Below are 26,096 nucleotides of genomic sequence, written 5' to 3' on the forward strand. Positions count from 1 at the left end.
GCAGATCAGATTGCGGGATCTGTACAGAAAGGTATGGGGAATCTCCTCGGGGACCTGGTTATCGTCATCGTAATGGGTGCGATGCTAGGCAAGCTAGTCGCGGAGTCAGGGGCTGCACAGCGTATCGCAGGAACCCTGATGAAAATCTTTGGAGAAAAATACATCACTTGGGCTATGTCTCTAACCGGTCTGATTGTAGGAATCCCACTCTTTTATAATGTGGGCTTCGTCCTCTTGGTACCCTTAGCATTTACCGTAGCATATCAGTATAAAATATCTGCAGTCTATGTAGGGATTCCACTGTTGGCCGCATTATCTGTAACGCATGGATTTTTACCGCCACACCCTTCACCTGCTGCACTTGTAGCCCAATTTGAAGCCAATATGGGCCTGACTCTTTTTTACGGATTCTTAATCGCAATCCCTACCATCATCATTGCAGGACCTATTTTCACCAGAACACTTAAAAATATTGAGGCAAAACCATTAAAGACTTTTCAGGCAGAAACCAAACCTGAAGAACAACTACCAGGAAAAACAAATAGCTTTTTAACTGCTTTATTACCTGTTTTCCTCCTAGTAGGCACGACAGCACTCAGCTTAAATACACCCGAAGAGAGTCCATTTGCAAAGCTGATTGGCTTCATCTCCAATCCGGGTATTGTAATGTTGATCTCGGTTTTGGTAGCGACCTACACCTTGGGTTTGCGCCGCAAATTCAGCATGCCTCAGCTCATGGATATCTACACTATAGCTACCAAAGATATCGCAATGATATTGCTGATAGTGGCAGGTGCCGGAGCTTTGAAACAAATATTTACGGATACCGGAGTAAGTCAAGTGATTGCAGAAAGCTTGCAGACTTGGGATATTCATCCGCTGATCCTAGCATGGATCATCACAGCAATCATTCGAGTTTGTGTAGGATCTGCAACCGTAGCTGGATTGACCACAGCGGGCATAATCGCCCCACTAGTGACTACAATGAATGTAGATCCAAATCTTCTTGTGCTGTCAATAGGTGCTGGGAGTTTAATGTTTTCTCATTTCAACGATGCCGGATTCTGGATGTATAAGGAATTCTTCAACGTGAGCATCAAAGATACCATCAAATCTTGGTCCTTGATGGAGACACTCGTAGCAGTCATAGGACTTGCCGGAGTGTTAATTCTTGACCTTTTCGTATAAATTCAACTCTTAAATAGAATATAATGGAAACCCCCGAAAGTAACTTCACTAAAACTGGATTAACATTACCGCCTGCTCCAAAGCCCTTAGGAGTGTACAAGCCTTGTCTTGTGGATGGCAAATATCTCTACCTCTCCGGTCACGGAACCGTCCAATCAGACGGCACATTGATCATCGGAAGAATCGGTGAAGACATGGATCAAGAACATGGAAAACTTGCCGCAAGACAAGTGGGATTGGCTATGCTGGCGACTATCAAAGCCAATCTAGGTTCTCTGAATCGAGTCAAAAAAGTAATCAAAGTGCTCGGGATGGTAAATTGTATATCCACTTTTGAAAAGCACCCCTATATCATCAATGGCGCCAGCGAATTATTTGCCCAAGTTTGGGGCGAAGAAAATGGAATAGGGGTACGGTCTGCAGTAGGAATGGGTTCATTGCCTGATAATATACCAGTAGAAATCGAGGCTATGTTCGAGCTTCACGAGGGAGCTTAATGCTCCACTAGGGATTTGTACGATTGGAAAATACTTAGGACATCCTTGACGTAGTTGACGGCAAGGTGCCCTTTTGCAAAACCGCTTTTGACAACTGGATCTTTGTAATATTCTGGGTCACTTTTCAATTCTAAGAATTGAGATACTTCGGACCAGCTCTGAGTACTTTTTCCATATTTCAGAGTAAGTCTCCAGGCATCTTCGACATGCCCGTGACCAATGTTGTATGAAGCGAGGATAAATTTCAATCGCTCATTGACATCAGGTACTCGTTCAATCCAAAACTTATCCAAATAGCGAAGATATCTGACACCTCCAAGAAGTGACTCTTGCGGGTCATTTGGATTGGTGACTCCAAAACGTTCCAGAGTTACAGGCATTAATTGAAGTAAACCCTGGGCACCGGCATAGGAAGTAGCCGTAGTATCAAACCTCGATTCTTTATATACTAATGAGGCAAGTAATCTCCAGTCCCACCCCAGTTGCTCTGCTCCCACTTTGATTATTTCATCGTATTCGGAAATTTGATTTCCTGCAAGGGAAGAGAAAGGACTTGTATTTCGGAAATAAGAGTTTTTTGAGTTTCTAAAGTACTTTGAATAAAGGTCTGGAATAAATCGCTTTTGCTTTTCCACCATCCACTCATTCAGTTTTTCTAGCAGAATCGGTGAGTTTTCACGAACGACCCAGGCAACTTTTCCCTCATCGCTTATTTTCCAAGAAATATCCAAGCCCTCATAATAGGTAGCATTTGCCATCGCAATATTTTGATCGGCAACAGTCCATTTGATTTGACCATTTACAACTTGATCTATCAGTACTTCTTCTTGATCTTTAGATGCTTTTACCGTAAATGCGAGATTAAGGGAATCTTTTATAGCAGTTAGTTTACTTTGATACACAGTCCCTTCTCTTACAAAGATGGTATCATTTGCTAACTGCTCCCAAGATTTGATTTTCCCTTCTTTTTCACGTCCAACCAGAAGGGTTTTCATATTACCAAGGGGAATAGAAAAGGAATTTCCTAGGGCTCGCTGAGGATTCTCTTCCAGATTCATCGCAATCAAATCAACCTTTCCATTTTCTAAGAAATCAAAGGCCGCATCAATATCAGAAACCAACACCAGTCTTAATTGTACATCCAATCGCTTGGCAAGATCTCTTAGCAATTCGTACTCGTAACCCATCCTTCTCCCTCGATAGATATAATAACCTGTGGTGTTATTATCTACCGCTGCGCGGATAAATCCTCTCTTTTGAATTCCAGGGAGATCAAGGATATAGGTATCTTTAGTCAATTTGACCCCGAAATTCTTCTCGAGGAAAGTACATTGTACCCCAAAGAAAAGAAGTACAAAAACTAAAGTAAATAGAATAGAGGCTCTTTTCATTAAGTTGGGTCACTGAAACCCAGGATGTTCTGAAGCCCATTTGGCAAATGCTATGCCAAAAGAAAAAGTAAGGAATTGTTAAAAAAAGCAAATAAAAAAATGGGCAGCCGTATTTTCAGCTGCCCAGTATATTTAATTTTCTGCAGGAATGTCAAAAGGGGCAAAACTATTCTGGAAGAAAATTTTCCCAGAAAGTCTTCTAAGCTCAATTTCTTGTTCCTTAATATTGAAAATGGAAGTAATCAAACGATTCTGGGCAGTAAGCAAGTTAACCTGTGCATCTCTGAATTCGAGATAAGAAGAAATTCCCAAACGGAATCTCTCCAAGGCTATTTCTGTACTTTCTTTTGCAGTTTGATAGTTCTTCTTTTCTACCTCAAGAAGGTTCTTGTTCGTCAGATAGGTATTGTAAGACCGATGAATATCCGATTTGAGTTGCACTTCAAATTGGTCAGTCGCATAAGACTGGATCTTTTGTTGGACCTTTGCATTTTGGATTCGTCTATTCAGTGTCAATCCACTGAATAGATTCACAGTGATATTACCTCCACCATTGAATCCTTGACGCTGATTCTGAATCAAAAATCCTGCATCTGAATTGGAAGTGTTATTAACGTAATTCCCATTTAGATTTAAGATTGGTAATCTAGAAGCACGAAGTTCCTTCATTTGAAGAAATGCAACATTTTCTGCTCGCTGGGCAATCAATAAATTCTTGTTTTCGGTAAATGCATTTTCCTCCAAATCAAGAAGAAGAAGAGGATCACCAATCAAAATCGTGTCTTTCACAGTGAATTTGACATTCGGGTCCAATGCCATCAATTCATTTAGATTCACCCGAGCATTTTGGATAATCTGCTCTTGGGTCAAAAGCAAAGTCAAATCTGAATTGTAATCTACCTGAGCAGTCAGAAAATCTCTCTTGCCTGCACCGCCGAGTTCGTACTGAGCCTGTGCAATATCTAATCTGGATTGGCTGAGCTCCAAAGTATTTTTAAGGACTTCGTAGCGTTGTAGCTCCAGCACTAGTCTGTAATAAGCTGAAGAGATTCCGGCAACAGTATTCTCTACCACAACTTTGGTCTCTAGCTCAGAGATCTCTGTAAGTTGGCCTAGGCGCTTCATGACAATAAAGCTCTCTGGCCTAAAGCCATAAATCGCTGCTACGGTGAAATTTTCATTTCTCGATTTCGCATTGTCTATCTGTCTAGGCTCAGGATCGTTTACAAATTTTTGAGTGACGTCCTCCTTACTGAAGTTTCTCAGATAAGTCGCATCGACTCGAGGTAAAAATAAATCTCCAGTGCCAATTTTTTCATCTCCTTCGCGTAGCGTAATAGTTTCCACTGCAATTTTCACCTGCAAATTGTTTTCCAGACCCATTTGAATCGCCTTTTCCAAATCAAGAGATTCTTCACTTTGGGCAAATAAACAGGTAGAAATGCTACTCAATAAGAGCAATAGGGTAATTCTCTTCATTAAATTCGTGCTAGTCTAGCTTCTTTTGAAGTCAAGTATGTGTAAATAGCTGGGATAATAAATAAAGTCAAGATAGTCGCTAACGCCAATCCTCCAATTACAGTCGCTCCCATTGGCACTCGGCTTTCCGCTCCTGCTCCAAGTGCCAAAGCAATTGGAAGAATACCAAGGATAGTTGATAAACTAGTCATTAGAATCGGTCGGAATCTGGCGACAGCTGCTCCAAAGATTGCTTCGTTAACATCCATTCCTTGTGCTTTTCGCTGATTTGCAAATTCAACGATTAGAATTCCATTTTTTGTCACCAATCCAATCAACATGATAATTCCAATCTGGCTGAAAATATTCAAGGTATAGCCGAAAAACCATAGCGTGAACAAGGCTCCAAAGAGCGCAAGTGGTACGGTAAACATGATCGTCAAAGGATCTCTAAAGCTCTCAAACTGAGCAGAAAGAACTAGATAAATCAAAATCAAAGCAAAAATGAAAGCGAATAGCAAGCTATTGGAGCTTTCTCGAAATTCCTTGGAAGGTCCAGCCACATCTGTAGAGAAAGAATCATCAAGGACTTTAGCCGCTATTCGATCCATTTCATCCAATCCATTTCCAATGGTATATCCTTCAGCAAGATTAGCTGAAACCGTCGCGCTTACGAATCTATTATATCTATACAATTGTGGTGGCGTACTTTTTTCCACTACACGGACAAGGTTATCCAGTTGAATTAGCTCGCCATTGTCTGCTCTTACATAAAGCATCCGAAGATTAACCGGCTCATTTCTATCTTGAATTTGCATTTCACCTACTACCTGATATTGCTTTCCTTCTCGGATAAAGTAGGCAAATCGCTGCCCTGAGTAAGAAAGCTGAAGCGTACGAGCGATTTCCTGTACAGAAACACCAACATTTCTTGCTTTCTCACGATCGATCTCAATCTCTAACTCAGGCTTGGTGAATTTCAAATTTATATCAGAGAAAATAAAGGCAGGACTTTGACTGGTCTCTTCCAAAAAGGTAGGTATGACCGCTTTCAATTTGTCCAAGGTCGGTGCTTGTATGACGTATTGCACTGGAAGACCACCTCGCCGATCTCCAATAGACTGTGCTTGAGAAGCAAAAGCCCTAACAGAAGTAATGGTTCTCAGCTTCTGGTTAACTTGATCATAGATCTGTTGTTGGGATCTTTCTCGCTTATCCGCATCTGTCAGAATCATTCGGATAAACCCAGAATTAGTACTTGCAGTACCAAAACCTGGTGAAGTCACACTAATCATTCTGATTCGTTCTTCCTGTGGTATTTCCTCCATGAAATCACGGGTCAATTGATCGATTACCGGATCCATATAGCCAAAAGTTGCTCCCTCAGGACCAGCCATATTGATTCGTATTTCTCCCCGATCTTCGGTTGGGGCTAGCTCTGTTTGGATATTGTTGAATAACCAATAAATCCCAAATCCCATCAATCCAATGAATACAAATGCAACCCAACGAACTTTCATAAATCCGGTTAAGGCTTTATCATACTGATTGTTGATCCAGACAAATCCGGGCTCAGTAAAATTGTAAAACGCATTATGCTTTTCTCTTCTTTTGAGCAATTTAGAGCTTAGCATCGGGGTCATAGTCAATGCTACGAAGGAGGAGATTATCACGGCCCCAGCCACTACAATTCCAAATTCTTTGAAGAGTCTTCCCGTCGTTCCCGTCAGGAAAATCACCGGAAGAAATACCGCTGCCAAAGCAACTGTAGTAGCTATAACTGCAAAGAAAATTTCCTCAGATCCTTTTTCTGCAGCTTCTTGTGGATTTTCTCCCTTCTCTATTCGGGTATAAATATTCTCCAAAACGACAATGGCATCATCAACCACCAAGCCTATGGAGAGAACAATCCCCAAAAGTGTCAAGACATTGATAGAAAAATCCATCAAATACATGATGAAGAACACTCCGATTAAGGAAATAGGAATTGTCAAGACTGGAATGAAAGTCGTTCTCCAATCTCTAAGAAATAGGAAGATGATTGCAACCACCAAAAAGAAGGCAATAACTATCGTCTCTTGTACTTCAGCTATTGAATTTCGAATGTATTTAGTCGCATCATAAGTAACTTCGATTGTTACATCTGAAGGAAGATCTTTTTTAATGCTTTCAACTCTCTTGTAGAATTCATCCGCGATCTCAATACTGTTTGATCCAGGTAAGGGTACTAGAACTACCACAACCATTGGAGTATTGTCGCTTTTCAAAACTGTTCGCTCATTCAAAGCGGTAAGTTCTGCTTTGCCAATATCTTGAAAACGAACAATATTATTTTGATCTTCTTTAATAATCAAGTCATTGAATTCCATCGGTGAACTCAAACGGCTTTTTGTCCTTACCGATAATTCAATGGTTGATCCTTCGATTCTTCCAGAAGGTAATTCAACATTTTCACTCTGTACTTTTTGGAGAACATCTAAAGGAGTCACTCCGTAGGATGCCATTTTAAGGGGATCCATACGGAGACGGATGGCATATTCCTTATCTCCCCAAATCTGTACTCTACTTACACCAGGGATAGTCTGAAGTCGCTCTTTGAAAATATTATCTGCCAAATAGGAAACGTCAAGAAGACTTCTGACTTCACTCTGGACACTCAAATAAATGATTGGGTTGGAATCAGCATCAGCTTTAGATACTACTGGAGGTTCAGCATCAGGTGGCAAATTTCGCTGAGCTCCTGCAACTTTATCCCGGACATCATTTGCCGCAGCTTCAAGATCAGCTCCGACATCAAATTCTACGGTAATATTACTAGTTCCATCATTACTGGTAGAGCTCATGGACTTGATCCCTTGAATACCATTAATAGCCTCTTCGAGTGGCTCGGTAATCTGGGCTTCGATGACATCTGCATTGGCACCTGTATAAGCAGTCCTGACAGAAATTACTGGTGGATCCACGCTTGGATATTCTCGTATGCCGAGTAAACTGATACCAATCACTCCAAAAAGAACGATTGTTATCGACATCACGATGGCCAATACTGGCCTATTGATACTCAAACTAGAAAGACTTGCCATATTAGTTTGTATTTGTGATTTTCAAAGGGGACCCAGGCCGAGCCTGAAGCACACCTGATGTAAGTACCATATCTCCTTCTTCCAGACCCTTAGTGATTTGAACTTGACTTTCGGTACGAGTTCCTATTTCTACACTTCGTTCTTCAGCCTTTTGGTCCTTTCCTACCACAAAGACTTTATAACCTTGAAGCTCCGGAATTACCGATTCTGCAGGCACCATTAATGCATCATCTATTTCGCCTAATACAAATCGAATCTTAACAAACATTCCTGGAAGGAATTTACCTCCTTTATTAGAGCTTTGAGCTCTTAGTTTCAAGGTCCGGGTAGCTGCATCGATTTGTGGTTCAAAAGCATAAACTTTACCTTCTGCCTCATCCTTGGTTGCCTCACTTGAGAAGAAAACCGGAGCACCAACTTCTACCATGTTTGCATATCGCTCTGGAATAGAAAATTCAATTTTAATAGGATCCATGCTTACTACAGTTGCTATAATATCATTGGACCCAATCACACTACCTTCACTGACCTGGCGAAGACCCAATACCCCATTAAATGGAGCTCTGACAATAGTCTTTTGGATTTGAGCTTCTACTAATTTCAGATCTGAGAGTGTTGTGTTGTATTGGTTCAAGACGATGTCATATTCTTCCTGGCTGATAGCTTCACGTGCTAAAAGTTGTTTCTGACGATTCTCCTGACTTTCGAATAGCTTTTGGGTATACTCTAATTTTTGATATTGTGCCTGAAGATCATTGTCATTCAAATAAAGTAACGGCGTACCTTTGGAGACATATTGTCCTTCTTTGAAGGTAATCCTCGTGACCAAGCCTGAAACTTCAGGTCTCAGTGATACCGATTCATTGGGAAGAATAGTCCCAGTTACGTTCAGTTGATTCTTCAACGTTTCCTTTTTTAACGTAATTACCGTGACTGGTAATTCTGTAGCTCCTGCCGGAGGACCAGAAGGAGCAGCCGGGCCTGAATTAGTACCACTGTTCCATCTTGGATAAATGTAAATGACCGCGATAATGGCGACTAATGCTACGATTAATAGGGTTTTGGTTTGCTTATTCATTTAGAATAGTTGGAGCTTAATTACTGTGATTTTGAATAAATGCAAGCGATAAATGATTGAATTCGTAGGGACGTTCGACGTTCACCACATGCCCACATTTTTCTAGAATGGTTAATATTGAATTTTTATGAGATTTAATAATGTGCCTTACTGGCTCCAAAAACATTACATCTTGATCACCCATGACATACAATGTTGGAATCCCAAGATCTGACTCTTTGAAATATCTCAATAATGGATTTATATCTTTGGTAAGTTTGAACCATCGAATAAACTCTTTCTGGCAAAGTTTCTGGGCTTCTTGGATAAATAGATTCCGAGATTCAGCATGCTGCTTTCTTGGCATAATGACAAAAGCGAAGAGCTTATAAAGCCACATAAAAGGAATGATTCGCTTAAAGGCGTTTCCTAGAAAAACCAAGATTCTCGATTGGGTTGTCAATCTGGTTACTGCGCCTGCTAATACAAGCGATTTTACCCTATGTTTTTCTAATTCTGCCAATTGCCTGACCAATATTGTTCCGAGAGAAACTCCCATGAAATGCGCAGGCGGAATCTGTAATTCATCGAGCACTTCAATAATATCTTCAGTAACAGCAGTGAAGGTGTATTCCTCATTATAGATCGCTTTTGGGAGATCCACAGATTTGCCATGACCTCTCAGATCAATGAGTAAAAGATTAAATTGTTTTTTGAAATCCTTCAACTGCTTGTACCATACTGCAGAGGAACCTCCTGCGCCATGGATAAAAACTACCCATTCTTTACTCGTTTGATGGTCAAATTTCTTGTAATACAACATGGAAGGTTAACTCAAGCAACTAGTGAATGGTTCTGAAAAGTAAAATTACGAGTATTTATAGCATCTTTTTCATAAAAAGTACTGGAGGCAAATCTTAAACATCAAAGGAAAAATAATGGGATATCTATCCTAAGTTTTTCATAAAAATAAATTCATAAGATTTAGACGAGATACTAAAAGGGTGTTTTATTTCGTCAAAAAGGCTGTTGTATAAATATCCATTCAAAAATTTCCATTTTTCCAAATCATTTACTGAGAATCAATTACCAAGGGAATCCAAAGTTCAGCTATTTAAAAAAACCTTCATAAAACAACTTATTACTCATAAACTCCAACCAATGGTAGTCTGGAAGACATAATCCAATGCTGTAGCACCTTCTATCGGCTGATTGTCACAGTTTAAGGTAGTTCCCAGCTTTAGATAGATATCTTTTGGAAAGTCGTATTTCAAATCAAACTTAAAGTCTGTTCTAAAACGGCCTTCTTCAGTAAAGCTTGGGTAGGCTACTACTTGGGTAAGTAAATTCAAATCTCCGATATCATATAAGTTCAATTCTGAACCGATAAATGCTTCCCCTGATCTTCTGTTTGGTGAATCATCAAAATAAGTTTCATTGTTAAAGTTAACACCGGCTTGAAATCCGAAATAGGTCTTATTAGTATGAATAACGTATTTACCAACCCCGACTTTATTACCTGTTCGCAATCGAATCAACTGCTCAGTATTTGATAAGAAGGTGATATTATAAAGGAGAAACCAATCTTTTGGTAAGAAGAAATTAAATGTAATATCTGCATCGGTACGTTTTACGGGTTCGACTCCATCTTGATTTGATCGTAGTGAATTGAAGGAGGAACCTAATTTCCAACGGTCCGCTAAGTACCCCAACCCGCTTCTAACACTGAACTGCTTTAAGTTATTTGCTTTAGTAACACTCCAGCCAAGGTCAATATTAGCAGATAATCTGCTCCAAAAACCATCATCAAGGGCATTCAAATAAACAACTTCCTGCAGATCAACCTGTACTTTACCCCCCAATGGTTTTTCTAGATTTTTATCCTCCTTTTTCTTTTTCAGGGAAATATTTAGCAACTCTTGTGGATCATAGGTATCTATAATCGCATGAAGCGAATCGACACTATTAATGCTTCCGTTATAGCGTTTTCCAGAGGAAAGTGTAATCAGGAATTTTGTCTTTGAAATTATTTTCTTTACTCCAGACCAAGAAACTTTAAAATCTGAATCGGAATAATCCGTCTCTATAATCAATACCCCCTTATCCATACTTTTTACCTCTCCGACGATCAAATCATTGTTACTTAAAATAAGAGAATCAGTCTGTGCATGTGATCCTACTGAAAAAGCGAAAAATATTAAAATTAGAAATTTTTTCATATCGCAGAATTTGATCAAATAATAAATTGAATTAGGATGAACAAAGCAAAAAAAAACACCCCGAATTTGGGGTGTTTTTAATTGAAAACTTGTAAGGATTAGTTAAATATATACCTAACTCCAAGTTGCATTCTCCAAGTATCACCTAAAGAAGTTGAGGTTCTGAAGGTTTGAGTTGGGAAGTTACTTGTTCCTGGAATGGTGTTCAGTCTGTATTGAGGCTGACCAGAACTATTTACTCCTCTATAATTCAAGAGATTTTCTTGGAAAGCGAATTTCTGAATTCCCCAAGAAGAGTTGAATAAGTTACCAATGTTAAGGATATCGATAGAGAACTGAAGTTTGTTTTTCTTGTCTTTAGAAAGAACAAGATCCTCAGTGATTCTAAGGTCAAAACGATTTACAAAAGGTCTCAAAGCACCATTTCTTTCAGCAATCGAACCTCTGTTTTGACTCAAATACTCATCTTGATCGATGTAAGCGTTAAGCAATTGTGCTTGCTCAGCTGCTGTAATAGTTCTTCCTCCAACAGAAAACTCTTGGAATACCAACTCATTTGCGTTAGTTGGAATATACATCAATCTATTAGATGCATCTCCAAAATTTCCAGAATAAGTATAAGAGAATCTACCTGCATCAGAACCTTCATAGAACAATGTAATTGTAGTATTATCTGTCTGATAAGACAATGAACCTATCACTCGATTAGGGATATCAAATCCTGCAAATCCTAATTCAGGATTATTTCTGTCCACCTGAACAGTTGCAGGCCATAGTGAAATAGCTTGTGATCCTCCTGCTGCATCTAAATCTCTAGATCTAGATCTTGTGTAAGCAACCATTGCACTGAAACCGTTATCAAATTGCTTTTGAAGTTGAGCTGTGATAGAGTAATAATCTGCTTTCTCACGGGCATTTGTCAAATAGAACACGTTTCTAAAGTCGGAATCATTCGAATAGTTAGTTCCATTCCAATAAGGTCGTTCATCTGGACCTGATAGCGTTCCATCAGGAGTTCTTACCACTGGATTGTAAGCAATTGGAGTAGATACATCCTGAGAATAGATAAATTCTAAAGTACCAATTATCCCAAAAGGTAGTACTTGATCCACTGCAAAGTTGGTTCTCCAAACTTGAGGAAGCTTGAAATTTCTATCTGTTAAATTAAGCTCATTCGAAAGAGACTGATCAGGATTCTCAGGATTACCGTAAGTTACATCTGGGTTGAATACATAGTTTGGTCCTAAAGCAGCTTCTACACCAGATCCCTCATAACCAAGACCACCTCTTACTACACCCGAACCATTCACCTGGTTTGACAACCATACGAAAGGAATACGTCCTGAGAAAATACCTGTTCCACCTCTTACTTGTGTAGATCTATCACCATTTACATCCCAATTAAAACCTACTCTTGGAGACCATAGAGGATTCACTTTAGGGAATTGGCTTACGTCAGGAGTGATTGTTCCGTCAGGAGTATCAAACGTTTTATTCAAATTATCCAACAAAGTATTGGTTGGAATATTGATTGGATAGAATGGGAAATCAACTCTTAGACCACCAGTCACTTTTAAATTTTGATTAATTTGATATTCATCTTGTACATAGATACCAAACTGACCGAAATTGGTATTATCCACTGGAGGTGTAGTAGAACCGTCCAATGCATAACCTTTTGCAAAAGCTTCAGGGTAAGCACCTGGAGTACGATCAATCACAGTACTTACAAAGTCCGCATAGGAATTGAATCTATAGAACCCATTAAATACCGGGTTAAATGCATTCTTGAAAGTCATATACTCGAAGTTAACACCGAAAGTATACGTGTGCTTTCCTTTGTATATAGAGAAGTTGTCAGTAAAGTTGAAAATATTGTTTTCAAGTAAGTTACCTACTGTAAACAATTCGTTACCCATAGACATGTAATACAATAAATTACCGGAAGCATCTGGCTCTAATACTTCAATAAATGGGAAATTCTGGCCACCTGGAATACCTCTTTTGGGGTCAGTAATTGAAGTATATCCAATGTTAATTTGGTTGGACATATTTGTTCCAATTCTCGAGTTTACTTCTGCCACCCATGATTGTACTTTTCTGTCATTGGTATAGTTTGCATTTCTGAAGTTCATAGCTTCGATACCAGTTCTGGTAGTATTTCTATATCTAGTAGAAATATATCTGATGGAGTTACCATTAGTTGGCACATCAGTAAAAGCAGTGTAGTTATTATATCTCAAAGATACTTTATGGTTGTCATTTAAGTTCCAATCCAATCTTGCATTAAAGCGCTCTTGCTCTGATGCAAATGAATAGTTTTCGTAAGGCCCAGTTTCGTAATCATAGAGCTGTGAAAGCCTTTGGGATACAAATTCCAATTCCGAGGCTGGCACTCTAGAGATTGTCAAACCATCAGGCGTAAGTCCTGGACGAGAAGCTACTTTATTAAAGCTAGGTACAGCTTCTGTTTCCTTCTCATAAGAAGCGAAGAAAAATAATTTGTTTTTGATGATTGGGCCACCAACTCTAAATCCAGCAATCTCATTTTTAGAATCGCCGACGGATAGTCGAGTATCACCTACTTTATCACCAATCATTTGATCATTTCTTAGGAAATAATAAGCTGAACCAGAAAATTCGTTGGTACCTGATTTGGTAATCGCATTAACTGATGCACCAGTAAAACCACCTTGACGAACGTCAAATGGAGCGAGGTTAACTTGAACTTCCTCGATTGCATCAAGTGATATCGGATTTGCACCAGCAAATTGTCCTGATCCAAGACCGAAGTTGTTATTATAGATGTTACCATCTATGGTGTAATTATTGAATCTGCTTGAAGTTCCTGCAAATGATGTTCCATTAGACTGAGGAGTCAATCTAGTGAAATCATTGATGCTTCTATTGACTGTAGGAAGAGAGTTGATCTTATCGTTATTCAAGTTCAAAGCAGCTCCAGTTCTATCCGAATTCATCAATGCATCTTTACTTGCAATTACTTCAACTGCTTCAAGTTCCATTCCATCAGATAGTTCTGCATTTATAGTATAGGTTGAACCCAATCCTAATACGATTCCTTCGAATACTCGCTCTTCGTAGCCTACAAAAGAAATAACTACTGTGTAAGGACCGCCAACTCTCATGTTTGGAAGTACAAAACGGCCTTCTAAGTTACTTACTGCCCCATATCGGGTACCTGATGGCTGATGGGTGGCCACAATATTCGCTCCCGGAAGGGATTCACCTGTCTCGTCAGTTACTGATCCTTGAATGTTTGCAGTGGTTACACCTTGAGAGAAGGCGATTCCTGTGCTCAACACCAAGAGTAACAAGGACAATAAATTTTTAAGTAAATTTTGCCTCATAATTTGTTGATTTATGTAAGTTGGTTTGAATGTAATTCGACACAAAGGTAAAACCACCATTATTATTGGTTGGGTAGTTTAAGTTAAGTTTTCACATACAAAATTAACTTTTCTTAACATTAACTTAACATTGCAATCATGAAATATTCGATAAAAAAGTATTTTGAAAGGTCAAAAATTTCGATGAGTGGACTTATTTTTACTTTTCTCCCAATAATATTCTGTAGATTTTATTAAATATTATCAAATTGTTAAATGATAGAAAATCAAAATAGTATTTGGTTTTTAGTCATTTCAGGTTTTCAAAATTTTGAATTAATTTTATACTCAAAATAATCATCCATTGACTAGAAAAGGTATCATTTGGCTTTACGTGTTTTTGATAGCCATTTTAACGGACATAGCGTTTATTTTAGAGCATAATAACGAGTTAAGATTTTTTTCTAAACCGTTGGTTATTTTGTCTTTAGGAATATATTTTTTTCAGATAAGTAGGACAGTTTTTTCTACACTTCTCACAAGGACAATTCTCTCTGCATTATTATTTTCCTGGATAGGTGATATACTACTACTTTGGGAAGAGTTTTTTCTATTCGGTTTGGGTGCATTTTTGATTGCACAAGTTTGCTACATCATTGGATTCAAAGTAGCCCAAAAAGCACCTGAATCACTTTTCAATCATAATTTTGTAAAAACTTTCTTCATAAATCTACCTATCTATTTGGTAGCAGCCTACTTATATTATCTGATCCATCCTAATCTTGGAGGTTACAAAATGCCTGTAATTGTATATACGATCGCAATAGTAAGCATGGTCACCACGGCAAGAGAACGATTTGGAAAAAGTAACCCCGCTTCATTTTGGCAAGTATTTATCGGGGCTTCTCTGTTTTTTATTTCAGATGGACTGATTGCTCTCAATAGGTTTTATATTTCATTTCCTGAAGCTGATGTGCTCGTGATGGGGACCTATGCAATTGCTCAACTGCTTATCGTGATGGGAATTCGGGCACATTTAATCCAACCACAATAAAAAAGAGGCCTAAGCCTCTTTTAATTATTTTTTTAAACTTACTCGAATTGAAAGTTCTTCAAGCTGATCATCTGCTATTGTACTTGGAGAATCGATCATCACATCTCGACCTGAATTATTTTTCGGGAAAGCAATGTAGTCTCGGATGGAGTCTGAGCCTCCGAAAATCGCGCAAAGTCTGTCAAAACCAAAGGCGATACCTCCGTGTGGTGGTGCTCCATATTCAAAGGCCTCCATCAGAAATCCAAATTGCTTTTGCGCCTCTTCTGGAGTAAACCCTAAATGTGAAAACATCAATTGCTGCGTCCCACGATCATGAATTCTGATCGATCCACCTCCTATTTCAACACCATTAATTACCAAATCATAGGCATTGGCACGAACAGCTCCTGGGTCTGTCTCTAGCAAAGGTATATCCTCACGTTTTGGAGAGGTGAATGGGTGGTGCATGGCATGGAATCGCTTTGTCTCCTCATCCCACTCCAACAATGGAAAATCAACTACCCAAAGTGGTTTAAATATATTTCGATCACGCAATCCAAGCTCCTCGCCCATTTTCAGACGTAATTCTGAAAGTTGCTTTCGTACCGTATTGGCATCACCGCTTAATAAAAGCATTAAGTCTCCCGGCTCTGCTCCAAATGCATCAGCCCAGCCTTTTAAGTCTTCAGCGGAATAAAACTTATCTACCGTAGATTTGATAGTCCCATCTGGATTGTACTTCGCATAAACCAGTCCTTTGGCACCAATCTGAGGCCTTTTGACCCAATCAGTTAATGCATCAAGTTGCTTACGAGTATATTCAGCAGCTCCTTTAGCGCAGATTCCTATGACTAATTCTGCATCGTCAAAAATTGGGAACCCTTTTCCTTTTACCAACTCATTGAGCTCGACAAACTTCATATCAAATCGAAGATCTGGCTTGTCATTGCCATAATATTTCATGGCATCTGCATAAGTCATCCGCTTCACCTCCTCGAGTTCTACCTTCTTCACCTCCCGGAAAAGATGTTTTGTCAAACCTTCGAACGTGGAAAGAATATCCTCTTGATTTACAAAAGCCATTTCACAGTCAATCTGAGTAAACTCAGGCTGCCGATCAGCTCTTAAATCTTCATCACGAAAGCACTTGACAATCTGAAAATAGCGATCAAAACCAGAGACCATAAGCAACTGCTTAAATGTCTGAGGAGATTGAGGCAAGGCATAGAATTCACCTGGATTTACTCGGGATGGTACAACAAAATCTCTTGCGCCTTCAGGAGTAGACTTGATTAAAACAGGAGTCTCCACTTCAATGAAATCTTGCGCATCCATATATTTTCGAGTCTCCTGCATCATTCGATGACGCAGCTGCAATTTCTCACGAACCACATTTCTTCGAAGATCCAAGTAGCGGTATTTCATTCGAAGCTCATCCCCGCCGTCAGTTTCATCCTCAATAATAAAAGGAGGAATTTTTGCAGCATTGAGAACTTCCAACTTAGAAACTTTTATTTCGATATCTCCAGTTGGAATTTTATCATTCTTAGCAGTTCTTTCAATTACTTTTCCAGTCGCTTGAACAACAAACTCCCTACCCAAAGAGGCAGCTTTTTCAATCACCGATTTTTCAGTGGATTCTTCTTCAAAAATCAGTTGAGTCAGACCATAGCGATCACGAAGATCAACCCAGATCAACCCTCCTTTATTTCTAACCCGCTGTACCCAGCCGGCTAGTGTCACTTCTTGATTTACTTGATCTAAGCGTAATTCGCCACAGGTATGCGTTCTAAGCATTTTTTTGTCATTTTTTGGGAGGTCAAAGATAAAGAATTGACTTTGACAACACAGCTTTGATTGCAATTTTCGTAAGGATTTGGGAGATATATTTTAGAAAATTCATTTTCTCTTGTACTTACCTGAAAAAAAATTGGCTGAAAATCATTCTATTAGTTTTTTTCACATTTGATCACAACGAAATAAATCCTTAATTCATTTCGTTGGCATTATAGTTGCGAGTTTTCGCTATTAAGAAATCCTTTCCAAAAACTTGGAATAGAGTTTCTTTTTTCCTTTTTTGAGGTCTAATTACAATCACCCCTTATTATCAACACTTTATGAAAAATAAATGGATCGGAATTGCTGCAGTAGTAATACTAATAGGAGCGGCTTCCTCTCTACCATTTTTTAACTTTCAGACCCAAGACAAACCTGATGCTGAGGTATTGGAATTTCCTATCTCCGATTTAGAAAATGAAAAGGTTTACCTATATGGAATCGACGTTACAGGTCTTAATATTATAGAAGGGACTGTAGCAAAAAACCAAACTCTGGGCTCAATTTTAGCTCCTTTCAACGTCCCCTATCAAATCATTGACGAGCTAGCCAAGAAATCAAAATCTATTTTTGATGTTCGAGGCATCGCTTTCAATAAAAAATTCACGGTAATCACTCCGGCAGATACCACACAAGCTCAATTTTTTATTTATGAGCCAAATCCAGCCGAATATGTAGTCTTCAATCTAGACTCTATAGATATCTACAAAGCAGAGAAACCTGCTGAATATCGAACCAAAGAAGTTGGCGGAATCATCGAAAGCAATCTATCGTCAGACATGTCAAAGCAGAACATCACCTATGATATCGTCGATCAATTTGCTGATCTCTATGGTTGGTCTGTTGATTTTGGAGCACTCCAGAAAGGTGACAAATTCAAAGTCGTCTACGAAGAAAAATTAATTGATGGAGTAGTAGTGGGCGTTTCAGATATCAAACTTGCGTATTTTGAGCACAAAGGAGAGGAATTCCATGCTATCCCTTTCGAACAAAACGGAGAAATGAATTTCTTCGATCAGGAAGGGAATTCCCTAAAGAAAGCTTTCCTCAGAGATCCCCTTAAATACACCAGAATCAGTTCACGATACAATTTGAAAAGATTTCATCCTGTGCAAAAAAGATATAAAGCACATCTTGGAACAGACTATGCCGCAGCAACTGGAACTGAAATCCGATCTGTGGGAGATGGCGTCGTGACAGATGCAAAATATACTTCCGCAAATGGAAATTATGTAAAGATCAAACATAACGGCACCTACACTACACAATACCTTCACATGTCTAAAATCGCTAAAGGTATGAAACCCGGTCAGCGAGTAAAACAAGGACAGGTTATTGGATATGTTGGTAGTACGGGATTGGCGACAGGACCTCACCTTTGCTTTAGATTCTGGAAAAATGGGAAACAAGAAGATTGGTTGAGAGAGAAAATTCCACCATCTGAGCCTATTCTGGCTGCAAATCTTGTAGCTTTCAATGCAAAGAAAACTGAATCTCTGGAGCTTTTGGCTTCTATAAATCTAGCTGGAGAACCTGAAAAATTAGTAGCTAAAACCCGCTCTGGTAACAGCCCAGCCGGAGATTAAATACTTACTCATTTCTAAAAAAAGAAAAGGAGTTGGACGCCAGATTTTGGCTTTCAACTCCTTTTTTGTTGAGGTCTTTCAAAACAACAAAAACCTGAAAGCATCAATAATTTGAGGTAAAAATAACCATTTGATTTGATTTCATGCTTTGAAAGCTTAATCACCCGAATTTGGAAATGAGAATCATGAGTGAAATCTTAACTTGCAGGATCAATACATTTCAAGGTGGAAAACGAATCTTACATCCGAATCAATAAATATTTAAGTGAAGTGGGTTTTTGCTCCAGAAGAGAAGCGGATAAACTTTTGGAACAGGGACGAATCACTTTAAATGGTAAAATTCCTGAACTCGGCACCAAGGTCGGTCCAAAAGATCAAGTCGCTGTAGATGGTAAAAACGTGGGAAGACCTATCCAAAATCACACCTATATTGCATTCAACAAACCAGTCGGTATTGTCTCAACCACGGATGTCAAAGGCGAAAAGGATAATATCATTGATTTCATCGGGCATCCTCAGCGGATTTTCCCGATAGGCAGATTAGATAAGGACAGTGAAGGCTTGATCTTTCTTACTAGTGAAGGAGACATCGTAAACAAGATTCTAAGAGCCAAAAACAATCATGAAAAAGAATACGTCGTTACGGTAGATCGACCGGTAAATGATGAATTTGTTCGAAGAATGGGGGCCGGAATTCCTATTCTGGATACAGTCACAGATCCATGTAAAGTAGAACGAATCAGCAAGTTTAAATTCCGGATTACGCTTACCCAGGGATTAAATCGTCAGATCCGCCGAATGTGCGAGTATTTAGGATTCAAAGTCGTTCAACTCAAGCGAATCCGAATTATGAACATTCATTTGGATCTTCCAGTCGGAAAATGGAGAGATTTGACAGAAAAGGAATTAGCAGAATTAAATTCTTTGATTTCAGGTAGTTCGAAGACTTTTGATTAAAGCTTAGCCAACTTTATTTCACTTAAATTCCATGTGTATTGGTTCTGATAAATCTTGTCTATTTTGAAAATCCAAGGCTACGATTTGACCGCCTCTAAAGCATTCCGATCAGTCTCAAATTGAATAGAGCTTACACTTCTAATTATCCTTTGGATAAGGATTGTTTCTATACTTTGAATCACAAGAGTCAGAGCTCACATCGCTTTGATCTGCAGAGTTCCACACGATATGCATGCAAGCTTGCGTGCTTTCATTTTTCCAATATTCCGTACTTCGGCCAGGAGCGATATCCTGAATCCAATACGAGACTACAAGTCCCTTATCTTTTAGTTTTTGGCGCTCCTTTTCTATGGCCGCAGAATTTGCTGGTGCTGCTCCATCGTGGTAGGCATCCATTACCTTATGAGATGCTTCTATCCCAGCCTTACATTTCCCTTCATCGCCGGCTGTCACTTCGGTAACCACATGATCACCCTTTTTTTCAAAGGAAACCGAGAGACAACTATTCTCCTTTGCATTGTACCAAAGTTGTTGTTTTTTAAACAGGGAAGAACCTGCGATTTCGAAGCCTCGTTCGGCAAGAAGATTCTCAGCTTCTTCCAATTTTATACCTACCAAGTCGTTTTGAGAAGATTGGCCGAAGGAAAGCAATGGAATCAATAGGAACACTAGGCTAGCTAAAGCCCAATTTCTAAAAAAGGATGGCATGTTTATATGTGTTAGCTTTTTCATTTTGATTATTGTTAGTGTTTAGAGTAAATGTTAAATGCTGCTTTTCTAAATAGAGAATACTGTAAACCATATCATTTAATTTTTCAAGGACTTGCCTATTCAAAATTTGAAAAACTCAAGTTGTTCCCAATCCAGAATTTTTAGTGAGTTATCCAAATTACCTGAATAAACATCCAAGGTTGAAGGGTTTGATGGATAAGAATTACTTTCAAATGATACTTTTCTGTAGGATTTATTACTGTACAAAATCAGATCTCTCCATTCGTTCGTTTCTTCAGTGCTGATGTAAAGCGGAAAGTCTATTACGGTAAATCGAGTAATGACATTTCCTTGATTTGAGAGTAAAAACATCGTACACCCTCCGGAACCACAGAAATATGGTCCTGTAAGTCCAACAAAAATTTCTTTTTTGCCATCACCATTCAAATCAAATTGCTCATACTTAAACTTTCGACTTATAGTATCTATCCACTCCTTTTCTAAATCTTCTTTGAATTGATCCTTTAAGGTCATCCCAATTAACCGGGTAATATTTTCCTGATCATCCTGAGTATAGGGCATTGTTGATATACCATCCTGAGAAGCAATTTGGTCAGTTACTACTTTAGTAGAAGTTTGATTTTGGCAGGAAGTTATCCACAAGCCAAGGCACATGGAAATAAATAAATTTTTCATAGCGTTATAAACACCTAAAGCCCGAATAATCAGGCTTTAGGTAAGTTTGGCGGTCAATTTTTTTCTTTAGTCTATTAAAATCTCAGACCTGCAGTAAGGAAAAACCCTCTACCATTTCCAAGGTCAATTTGAGTAACATCAGCCTGAATGTTGGACAAAGACCATTGGTAGGAAGCGTCTAGGTAGAAGATGGCTATGTCTAAACCTGCGCCCGCAAATATGCCCACCTGTGGAGATTGAATATCATCGTCATCAGTATTATTCATGACAAAAAAACCAGAGGCTCCACCAAAAACTCGAAGTCCAGCTACAGAATCAGCATTCCCCAATACATCTAAGCCAACCGCTAAAGGAACCCTAATGCCGCTGTGACTCCCATCAATTGCTGCTCCCGGATCATTCGAGGTGAAGCTGAAAGAAGACTTCTGATAGAAAACACCTGGCTCAAAGTAAAACTTTTCTCCAAATGCAACGCTCGCTCCGACTTGCCACCCAGTCTCTCCAGAGACTGAAATTCCATCACCTGCTGATAAACTTGTAGTGTTAAAACCTACACCAGGTTTAATCTGAGTTTGGGCATGTACGCAAAAAACTGTTAGGCTAAGAGCAACAGTTAAAATCCATAATTTTTTCATAATGAATGGTTTAAAATTGAATTGGAATTTCGTCAATCCAGAAATAACAGATGTTTTTTTCTATATTTTAAAAATAACAGTTCCAGTTTTTTTTTATTAAAAGCGTTATTTTAGTTTGTTATTTCTTAAGATATGAAGACATTCATTATATTTTTTCTACTCAGATTTACACTACTTCCTGTTTTTTCACAGGACACATTATTTGTGAACAAACACCATTTCAATAGCCCAGTTCAAAATACTTTTGCAGCAAAAGAGACAATTTTTGCAAAAACAACTACTGAATTGTTCAAATTAGATAACAAAGAGTGGGTTCCAATTGATGAGGATTTTTCAAAGCCCTATGTGTTTTATAAAGAAAATTTTTACGAATCTGACTTTATCCCCAAATCTGAATTATTTGAAATAAGCTCCATGAAACAACTTATACCACAAAAAGGGAAGTTCATTGCAACTGCTGCAAGAGCTGGTTCAAGATTTTTTGTAGCCAGTGGAAGCGAATTATTCGAATACGAGATTAGGGATCACTATACGCGTTCTTACTTCAATATGTCCATCCGTGATATTTATATAGAAGATAGATTAAAGGTCATTTCAACCTATTCGGGTATATATGTAAATGATTCCATCTTACTGAATAATCCAAATTACTCCAATGGTCCACTTGTAAAAATAGACTCTTCTTACTTTTTGGTTTGGGACGAGATAAGCAAATTTTATCCTCCAGACTCTTCCAGAGTGATTCCAAACGGGACTAGTTTATTTGCAGGAAAAGCCAGAAAACTAATTCCCTGGAATGACCATACTATTGCTCTTCATACACAATTAGTATCCAAAGTACTTCCCGAATTTGAACTCCAGCCTATTCATCAGGGATTAGAATATTTGGATTTAGAAGTATATCAGGATGACCTCATCTTTTCAACTTTTCAAGGGCTTTGTCTGAGATGGGACGGAACGAAAGTCGATACATTAGCTAAAATCCCATCTAGGATACGAGATCTCTTTGCCATTGGGAATAGACTTTTATTGGCTTCTGACCTTGGGGTTTATGAGTTAAATAATGGTGAGCAAAACAGTCTAAAGAAAATTGCTAATACCCTAAATAGCGTAATGACTACTTTTGATGATTTCGGAAATCTTTGGATAGCAACAGAAAATGGTCTTTATATTCTTACTCCAAATTATCCAGATCCCATTGTTATTATTCCTAATGTAGAATTTAATAGGGAAGCGTTATTACTTTCCGGAGAATTGCTTTATGTAGGCGCAGTAGATGGATTATATACACTAAATACTTATGAAATTGAAAAATCCTACTTACCAAATCTTCTTAGCTCAGTGAAAATCCCTTTACAGGAGAGGAAGTCTATTTGGGTAATTGCTGGTTTTATTGCCTTATCCCTATTGTTGACATGGTATTATTTCTCCTCAAGAATACCTAAAGAAAGCATATTTAGCTCAAGGCTATCCAATAAAAATGAATTGGACCTAAATGATTTGGAAACCCAAATCCTAGAACAAAGAATATTTACGGTGGAAAATTTAGCTGAGTATCTGGAAACAAATCCCGTTCAGTTAAATAGAAATTTTAAGAAGATGGGCACTACTCCCGGCAAATTTCTGAAAAAAGTAAAGTTAAAGCAGGCGCAAGAATTCCATAAATCAGGTTTGTCATTAGAGGAAATTGCATCCAAAATTGGTTACTCAGTTAAATTCTTAAAAAATGAATTAAATATAGATTAGGTGTCTAAAATAGAACAAAAGCACATCTGCTTCTTCCATAGATGATTTTATCCTAGGAGAAAACCTTATATCGATCCTCTTATATTGGCTCATTGGCAATTTTTCAAGAATGATTATCCAAATATTTATTTAAACATTAGAGTTGGCCAAATAAATAGCTCCTGTAGTCAGCAGAAGCTATTTATTGTTTTTCAAGGATTTTAAGTTTTTAAAAAAACCCTATTATTCCATAGTATCTACTTTTTTCTTCCTACCGGAGTAGAACTATGAATTTTCCCGAGTTTCAGCTCAGTGCGGCGGTTCAGCTGGTGCATCGCCTCGGTGCAGGTCACTGCATTGCAGTCATGGACCGGTTGAGTCTCTCCAAACCATTCGTAATCCATCCTGTTCTCCTCGACTCCACGCTTCTTCAGGTACTCCATCACCACTTCGCTCCGCTTCTCGGACAGCTTCTCGTTGTAATCATTGCTACCTCTTTGGTCGGTATGACCTCCGATGAATAGCATCAAGTTTGGCATTCTGTTAAGCATCACAGCCGTTCTTTCCAGTTCAAGCTTATCTGCTGATCTGAGCATGCTCTTGTCAAAATCAAAATAGATCGTCGGGATCGCTCTCAACTCCTTCTGAATCAAATCCATGATCGCTTCAGGGTTACAATAGTCCAGATTCTTCAACTCCTCAGGAATTTCATAACTCTTGCTCGGATCAGGGAAGGCCTCAAGTAATAATTCTGATCTTCTGTTTAGCTGATGAGCTGACTCTGAACATGGCTTACCGTTTCCGCAATCATTCACCAGGTTCTGCTCTCCAAACCACTCCAGGCGAATTCGATCCGCAGAGATGTTGTGCTGGGCCATGTACTCGGTCACTGCCTTGGCCCGGTCATTGGACAGACGGATGTTGTACTCGTCACTAGCTCTGGAGTCGGTATGCGAGGATACCAAAAGATCCAAGAATGTGTACTGGTTCATCAACTGTCCCAACTTGTCCAAAGCTGGCTTTGCATCGTCTCTTATCTTAAACTTGTCCAGGTCATAATAAATAATGTCAACATACACCGGCAACTGATACGGGATCGGAATCAACTTATATTCCCGCTTGATCGTGTCTCCTTCAAAGCCTTTCGTGCTGATTGCATCGTCAGTTACACTGAAATAACCTGGCTTACTTATCGTGATATTAAAATCACTCTCCGGCTCCAGCTCTGAGCGAAGCGTACCATCTCCATTTCTATAGGTCTGTACCGTTCCTCCCTGGGTCTTGTCAGTCAGCGTAGCCAAATAACTATCACTGATAATCAAACCCTCACAGTCGATCACTCTTGCCAAAAAGGCTTTGTATAAATCAGCAATCTGGTACAGGTCATCCAATCCCACTCCACCTTTACGATTGGAAGAAAGATAAATTTCTTTATTGTCTAACTCCCTATATGCAAAGTCATCTGCGATCGAGTTGATCGGTGTACCCATGTTTTTCACATTGCTGAATGCTGTTTCGCTGTAGTCTGCCACAAACACGTCCATACTTCCCATGCCTTTGTGGCCCGTGGAACTGAAGTAGAACTTATTGCCTCTTCTAAACGCATGGCTCTCATCACCTGCGGTGTTGACCTCTGGGCCTAGATTGATTGCCGGTCCAAAGGTCATATTCTCATCGTATTCGGCATAGTACAAGTCATAGCCTCCCATAGCAAGTGAATCAGGCATATCAGAGGTGAAGTACAATCGCTTTGCTTCTTCATCCACAAAGGGATGCATCACGGAGTAGCCCGTCGAATCATTAAACGGCACCGGATAGAATCCTTCAAGCTGGCCGGATTCATTTAAGGTGCTGTAATAGATCTCCGGACTGACTTCCACGTTTCTATTTTTCTTCTCTTTGGTGATCCCGCGGGTCACCGAGTAAAACATCAGACCTGCCTCCTTTGCATAGTATGGATCTCCGAAGTTGTAGGTATTCGGTACATTCGAGATCATCTCGCTTATAACTCCGGTGCTGTCCTGCCTGTAGACACTAAAGTATTCTCTACCAGTATTGTCTTGCTTGGCTTCACTGAAAATTTTGTTCCGTCCATCGATTCGAATCCCAGGCATCTTATCTACAAACTCTCCACCTCGATCCGAGGTGAAGTACACATTCCCATTTGCATCTTTGACATAAGTAAAATCTGAACCTTCAGAGTTTAACGCGCTCATCGGCTCCAGTTTTACTTTTCTCAGTCCAGGGATCGGGGTATAAAATGGTCTTTTTGCCAATAACTCTTGAACTGCCGCACTATCTGCAGAACTGTATTCCTTTGCTGTAAGTAAGGCTTTCGCCTCATTCAGATTGCCACTTAGTTCTGCCGAACGTAAGAAACTTGCATATACTTTTGGACTTGTTTCCTCATAGCCTATTGCAGTTTTCCACCACATATATGAGTTGTCATAGTCCCGTAACTCATCGTAGCTTTCTGCTACTTTTGTGGCAGTCTCCATCTTGGGCTTCTTCGCGTAGGCTTGCTGGTACAATGTTGAGGCTGTCTTGTAATTCTTCTCTACCTTCATCAACGAATCCGCATATCGGATCTTATTTTTCTGAGCTTGCGTGATTCCCACTGATCCAAAGATCAGCACTGCACTCAGTATGACTTGTGTTGCTATCTTTTTCATAA

General features: G+C 39.1%; 18 protein-coding genes. 6 read left to right on the plus strand and 12 right to left on the minus strand.

The genetic code is table 11. The features are described from left to right. Together P8O16_RS01110 and P8O16_RS01115 are read left to right on the plus strand one after the other, a co-directional pair. Positions 1 to 1,188 (plus strand): gluconate:H+ symporter (locus tag P8O16_RS01110; protein ID WP_300309991.1); only part of this gene is annotated, 1,188 nt, incomplete at its 5' end. Positions 1,189 to 1,211: 23 nt separating this feature from the next. After that, positions 1,212 to 1,685, plus strand: coding sequence for a RidA family protein (locus tag P8O16_RS01115; protein ID WP_300309993.1), 474 nt, complete (start codon positions 1,212 to 1,214; stop codon positions 1,683 to 1,685). Here the strand turns inward: P8O16_RS01115 and P8O16_RS01120 are convergent. From P8O16_RS01120 to P8O16_RS01150, 7 genes are all read right to left on the minus strand, one after another. Further along, on the minus strand, positions 1,682 to 3,076 hold the full coding sequence (locus P8O16_RS01120) for a transporter substrate-binding domain-containing protein (RefSeq protein ID WP_300309995.1): 1,395 nt from the start codon (positions 3,074 to 3,076) through the stop codon (positions 1,682 to 1,684). The two genes, P8O16_RS01115 and P8O16_RS01120, sit on opposite strands and share 4 nt — an antisense overlap. 132 nt (positions 3,077 to 3,208) lie before the next feature. Continuing rightward, positions 3,209 to 4,555: a TolC family protein gene (locus P8O16_RS01125; RefSeq protein WP_300309997.1), complete on the minus strand. Its 1,347-nt coding sequence runs from the start codon at positions 4,553 to 4,555 to the stop codon at positions 3,209 to 3,211. Beyond that, positions 4,555 to 7,617 carry an efflux RND transporter permease subunit gene (locus tag P8O16_RS01130; protein WP_300310000.1) on the minus strand — a complete coding sequence of 1,021 codons (3,063 nt, stop codon included), beginning with the start codon at positions 7,615 to 7,617 and terminating at the stop codon, positions 4,555 to 4,557. The genes P8O16_RS01125 and P8O16_RS01130 overlap by 1 nt, the downstream gene beginning before the upstream one ends. A 1-nt stretch (position 7,618) precedes the next feature. Continuing rightward, positions 7,619 to 8,695: an efflux RND transporter periplasmic adaptor subunit gene (locus P8O16_RS01135; RefSeq protein ID WP_300310002.1), complete on the minus strand. Its 1,077-nt coding sequence runs from the start codon at positions 8,693 to 8,695 to the stop codon at positions 7,619 to 7,621. A gap of 16 nt (positions 8,696 to 8,711) precedes the next feature. After that, positions 8,712 to 9,497 (minus strand): alpha/beta hydrolase, encoded by a 786-nt coding sequence (locus P8O16_RS01140; RefSeq protein WP_300310004.1) that lies wholly within the window; start codon positions 9,495 to 9,497, stop codon positions 8,712 to 8,714. 322 nt (positions 9,498 to 9,819) lie between these two features. Next, positions 9,820 to 10,893, minus strand: a complete 1,074-nt coding sequence (locus P8O16_RS01145; RefSeq protein WP_300310005.1) for a DUF481 domain-containing protein — start codon at positions 10,891 to 10,893, stop codon at positions 9,820 to 9,822. A gap of 98 nt (positions 10,894 to 10,991) precedes the next feature. Beyond that, a complete protein-coding gene (locus tag P8O16_RS01150) occupies positions 10,992 to 14,261 on the minus strand; it encodes a TonB-dependent receptor (RefSeq protein ID WP_300310007.1) in 3,270 nt (1,089 codons plus the stop codon). Positions 14,262 to 14,634: 373 nt separating this feature from the next. Between P8O16_RS01150 and P8O16_RS01155 the strand changes: the two genes are divergently transcribed. Further along, positions 14,635 to 15,294, plus strand: a complete 660-nt coding sequence (locus P8O16_RS01155) for a lysoplasmalogenase (protein WP_367182791.1) — start codon at positions 14,635 to 14,637, stop codon at positions 15,292 to 15,294. A 24-nt stretch (positions 15,295 to 15,318) separates the two neighbouring features. On the opposite strand, the gene aspS is transcribed toward P8O16_RS01155, so the two are convergent. Beyond that, the gene (gene aspS / locus P8O16_RS01160; protein WP_300310012.1) at positions 15,319 to 17,073 is read right to left on the minus strand and encodes an aspartate--tRNA ligase; all 1,755 of its coding nucleotides are present in this window, start codon (positions 17,071 to 17,073) and stop codon (positions 15,319 to 15,321) included. A gap of 320 nt (positions 17,074 to 17,393) precedes the next feature. On the opposite strand from aspS, the gene P8O16_RS01165 reads away from it, so the two are divergent. Together P8O16_RS01165 and rluF are read left to right on the plus strand one after the other, a co-directional pair. Beyond that, on the plus strand, positions 17,394 to 18,698 hold the full coding sequence (locus P8O16_RS01165; protein WP_300310014.1) for a peptidoglycan DD-metalloendopeptidase family protein: 1,305 nt from the start codon (positions 17,394 to 17,396) through the stop codon (positions 18,696 to 18,698). A 225-nt stretch (positions 18,699 to 18,923) separates the two neighbouring features. Further along, positions 18,924 to 19,655 (plus strand): 23S rRNA pseudouridine(2604) synthase RluF, encoded by a 732-nt coding sequence (rluF, locus tag P8O16_RS01170; RefSeq protein WP_300310016.1) that lies wholly within the window; start codon positions 18,924 to 18,926, stop codon positions 19,653 to 19,655. Positions 19,656 to 19,793: 138 nt separating this feature from the next. Here rluF and P8O16_RS01175 read toward each other — a convergent pair whose 3' ends face one another. The 3 genes from P8O16_RS01175 to P8O16_RS01185 form a co-directional block, all read right to left on the minus strand. Continuing rightward, the gene (locus tag P8O16_RS01175; RefSeq protein ID WP_300310017.1) at positions 19,794 to 20,387 is read right to left on the minus strand and encodes a hypothetical protein; all 594 of its coding nucleotides are present in this window, start codon (positions 20,385 to 20,387) and stop codon (positions 19,794 to 19,796) included. A gap of 99 nt (positions 20,388 to 20,486) precedes the next feature. Beyond that, a complete protein-coding gene (locus P8O16_RS01180; protein ID WP_300310019.1) occupies positions 20,487 to 21,062 on the minus strand; it encodes a hypothetical protein in 576 nt (191 codons plus the stop codon). A 74-nt stretch (positions 21,063 to 21,136) separates the two neighbouring features. Then, positions 21,137 to 21,697 carry a hypothetical protein gene (locus P8O16_RS01185; protein ID WP_300310021.1) on the minus strand — a complete coding sequence of 187 codons (561 nt, stop codon included), beginning with the start codon at positions 21,695 to 21,697 and terminating at the stop codon, positions 21,137 to 21,139. A gap of 132 nt (positions 21,698 to 21,829) precedes the next feature. Here P8O16_RS01185 and P8O16_RS01190 point away from each other — a divergent pair, with 132 nt between their 5' ends. Further along, complete coding sequence (locus tag P8O16_RS01190; protein WP_300310023.1) at positions 21,830 to 23,443, plus strand: AraC family transcriptional regulator; 1,614 nt, start codon at positions 21,830 to 21,832, stop codon at positions 23,441 to 23,443. A 236-nt stretch (positions 23,444 to 23,679) separates the two neighbouring features. Here the strand turns inward: P8O16_RS01190 and P8O16_RS01195 are convergent, their stop codons facing one another. Beyond that, positions 23,680 to 26,094, minus strand: a complete 2,415-nt coding sequence (locus P8O16_RS01195; protein ID WP_300310025.1) for an OmpA family protein — start codon at positions 26,092 to 26,094, stop codon at positions 23,680 to 23,682. Positions 26,095 to 26,096 lie beyond the last annotated feature (2 nt).

This window comes from Algoriphagus sp., from assembly GCF_029254265.1.
Lineage (GTDB): Bacteria > Bacteroidota > Bacteroidia > Cytophagales > Cyclobacteriaceae > Algoriphagus.

Excerpts from the sequence above, each read along its gene's own strand:
- P8O16_RS01190 (WP_300310023.1), top strand. The coding sequence starts at position 21,830 with ATGAAGACATTCATTATATTTTTTCTACTCAGATTTACACTACTTCCT.
- P8O16_RS01130 (WP_300310000.1), bottom strand. The coding sequence starts at position 7,617 with ATGGCAAGTCTTTCTAGTTTGAGTATCAATAGGCCAGTATTGGCCATC.
- P8O16_RS01125 (WP_300309997.1), bottom strand. The coding sequence starts at position 4,555 with ATGAAGAGAATTACCCTATTGCTCTTATTGAGTAGCATTTCTACCTGT.
- aspS (WP_300310012.1), bottom strand. The coding sequence starts at position 17,073 with ATGCTTAGAACGCATACCTGTGGCGAATTACGCTTAGATCAAGTAAAT.
- P8O16_RS01185 (WP_300310021.1), bottom strand. The coding sequence starts at position 21,697 with ATGAAAAAATTATGGATTTTAACTGTTGCTCTTAGCCTAACAGTTTTT.
- P8O16_RS01140 (WP_300310004.1), bottom strand. The coding sequence starts at position 9,497 with ATGTTGTATTACAAGAAATTTGACCATCAAACGAGTAAAGAATGGGTA.
- P8O16_RS01165 (WP_300310014.1), top strand. The coding sequence starts at position 17,394 with ATGAAAAATAAATGGATCGGAATTGCTGCAGTAGTAATACTAATAGGA.
- P8O16_RS01175 (WP_300310017.1), bottom strand. The coding sequence starts at position 20,387 with ATGAAAAAGCTAACACATATAAACATGCCATCCTTTTTTAGAAATTGG.
- P8O16_RS01180 (WP_300310019.1), bottom strand. The coding sequence starts at position 21,062 with ATGAAAAATTTATTTATTTCCATGTGCCTTGGCTTGTGGATAACTTCC.
- P8O16_RS01120 (WP_300309995.1), bottom strand. The coding sequence starts at position 3,076 with ATGAAAAGAGCCTCTATTCTATTTACTTTAGTTTTTGTACTTCTTTTC.
- P8O16_RS01115 (WP_300309993.1), top strand. The coding sequence starts at position 1,212 with ATGGAAACCCCCGAAAGTAACTTCACTAAAACTGGATTAACATTACCG.
- P8O16_RS01135 (WP_300310002.1), bottom strand. The coding sequence starts at position 8,695 with ATGAATAAGCAAACCAAAACCCTATTAATCGTAGCATTAGTCGCCATT.
- P8O16_RS01195 (WP_300310025.1), bottom strand. The coding sequence starts at position 26,094 with ATGAAAAAGATAGCAACACAAGTCATACTGAGTGCAGTGCTGATCTTT.
- P8O16_RS01150 (WP_300310007.1), bottom strand. The coding sequence starts at position 14,261 with ATGAGGCAAAATTTACTTAAAAATTTATTGTCCTTGTTACTCTTGGTG.
- P8O16_RS01145 (WP_300310005.1), bottom strand. The coding sequence starts at position 10,893 with ATGAAAAAATTTCTAATTTTAATATTTTTCGCTTTTTCAGTAGGATCA.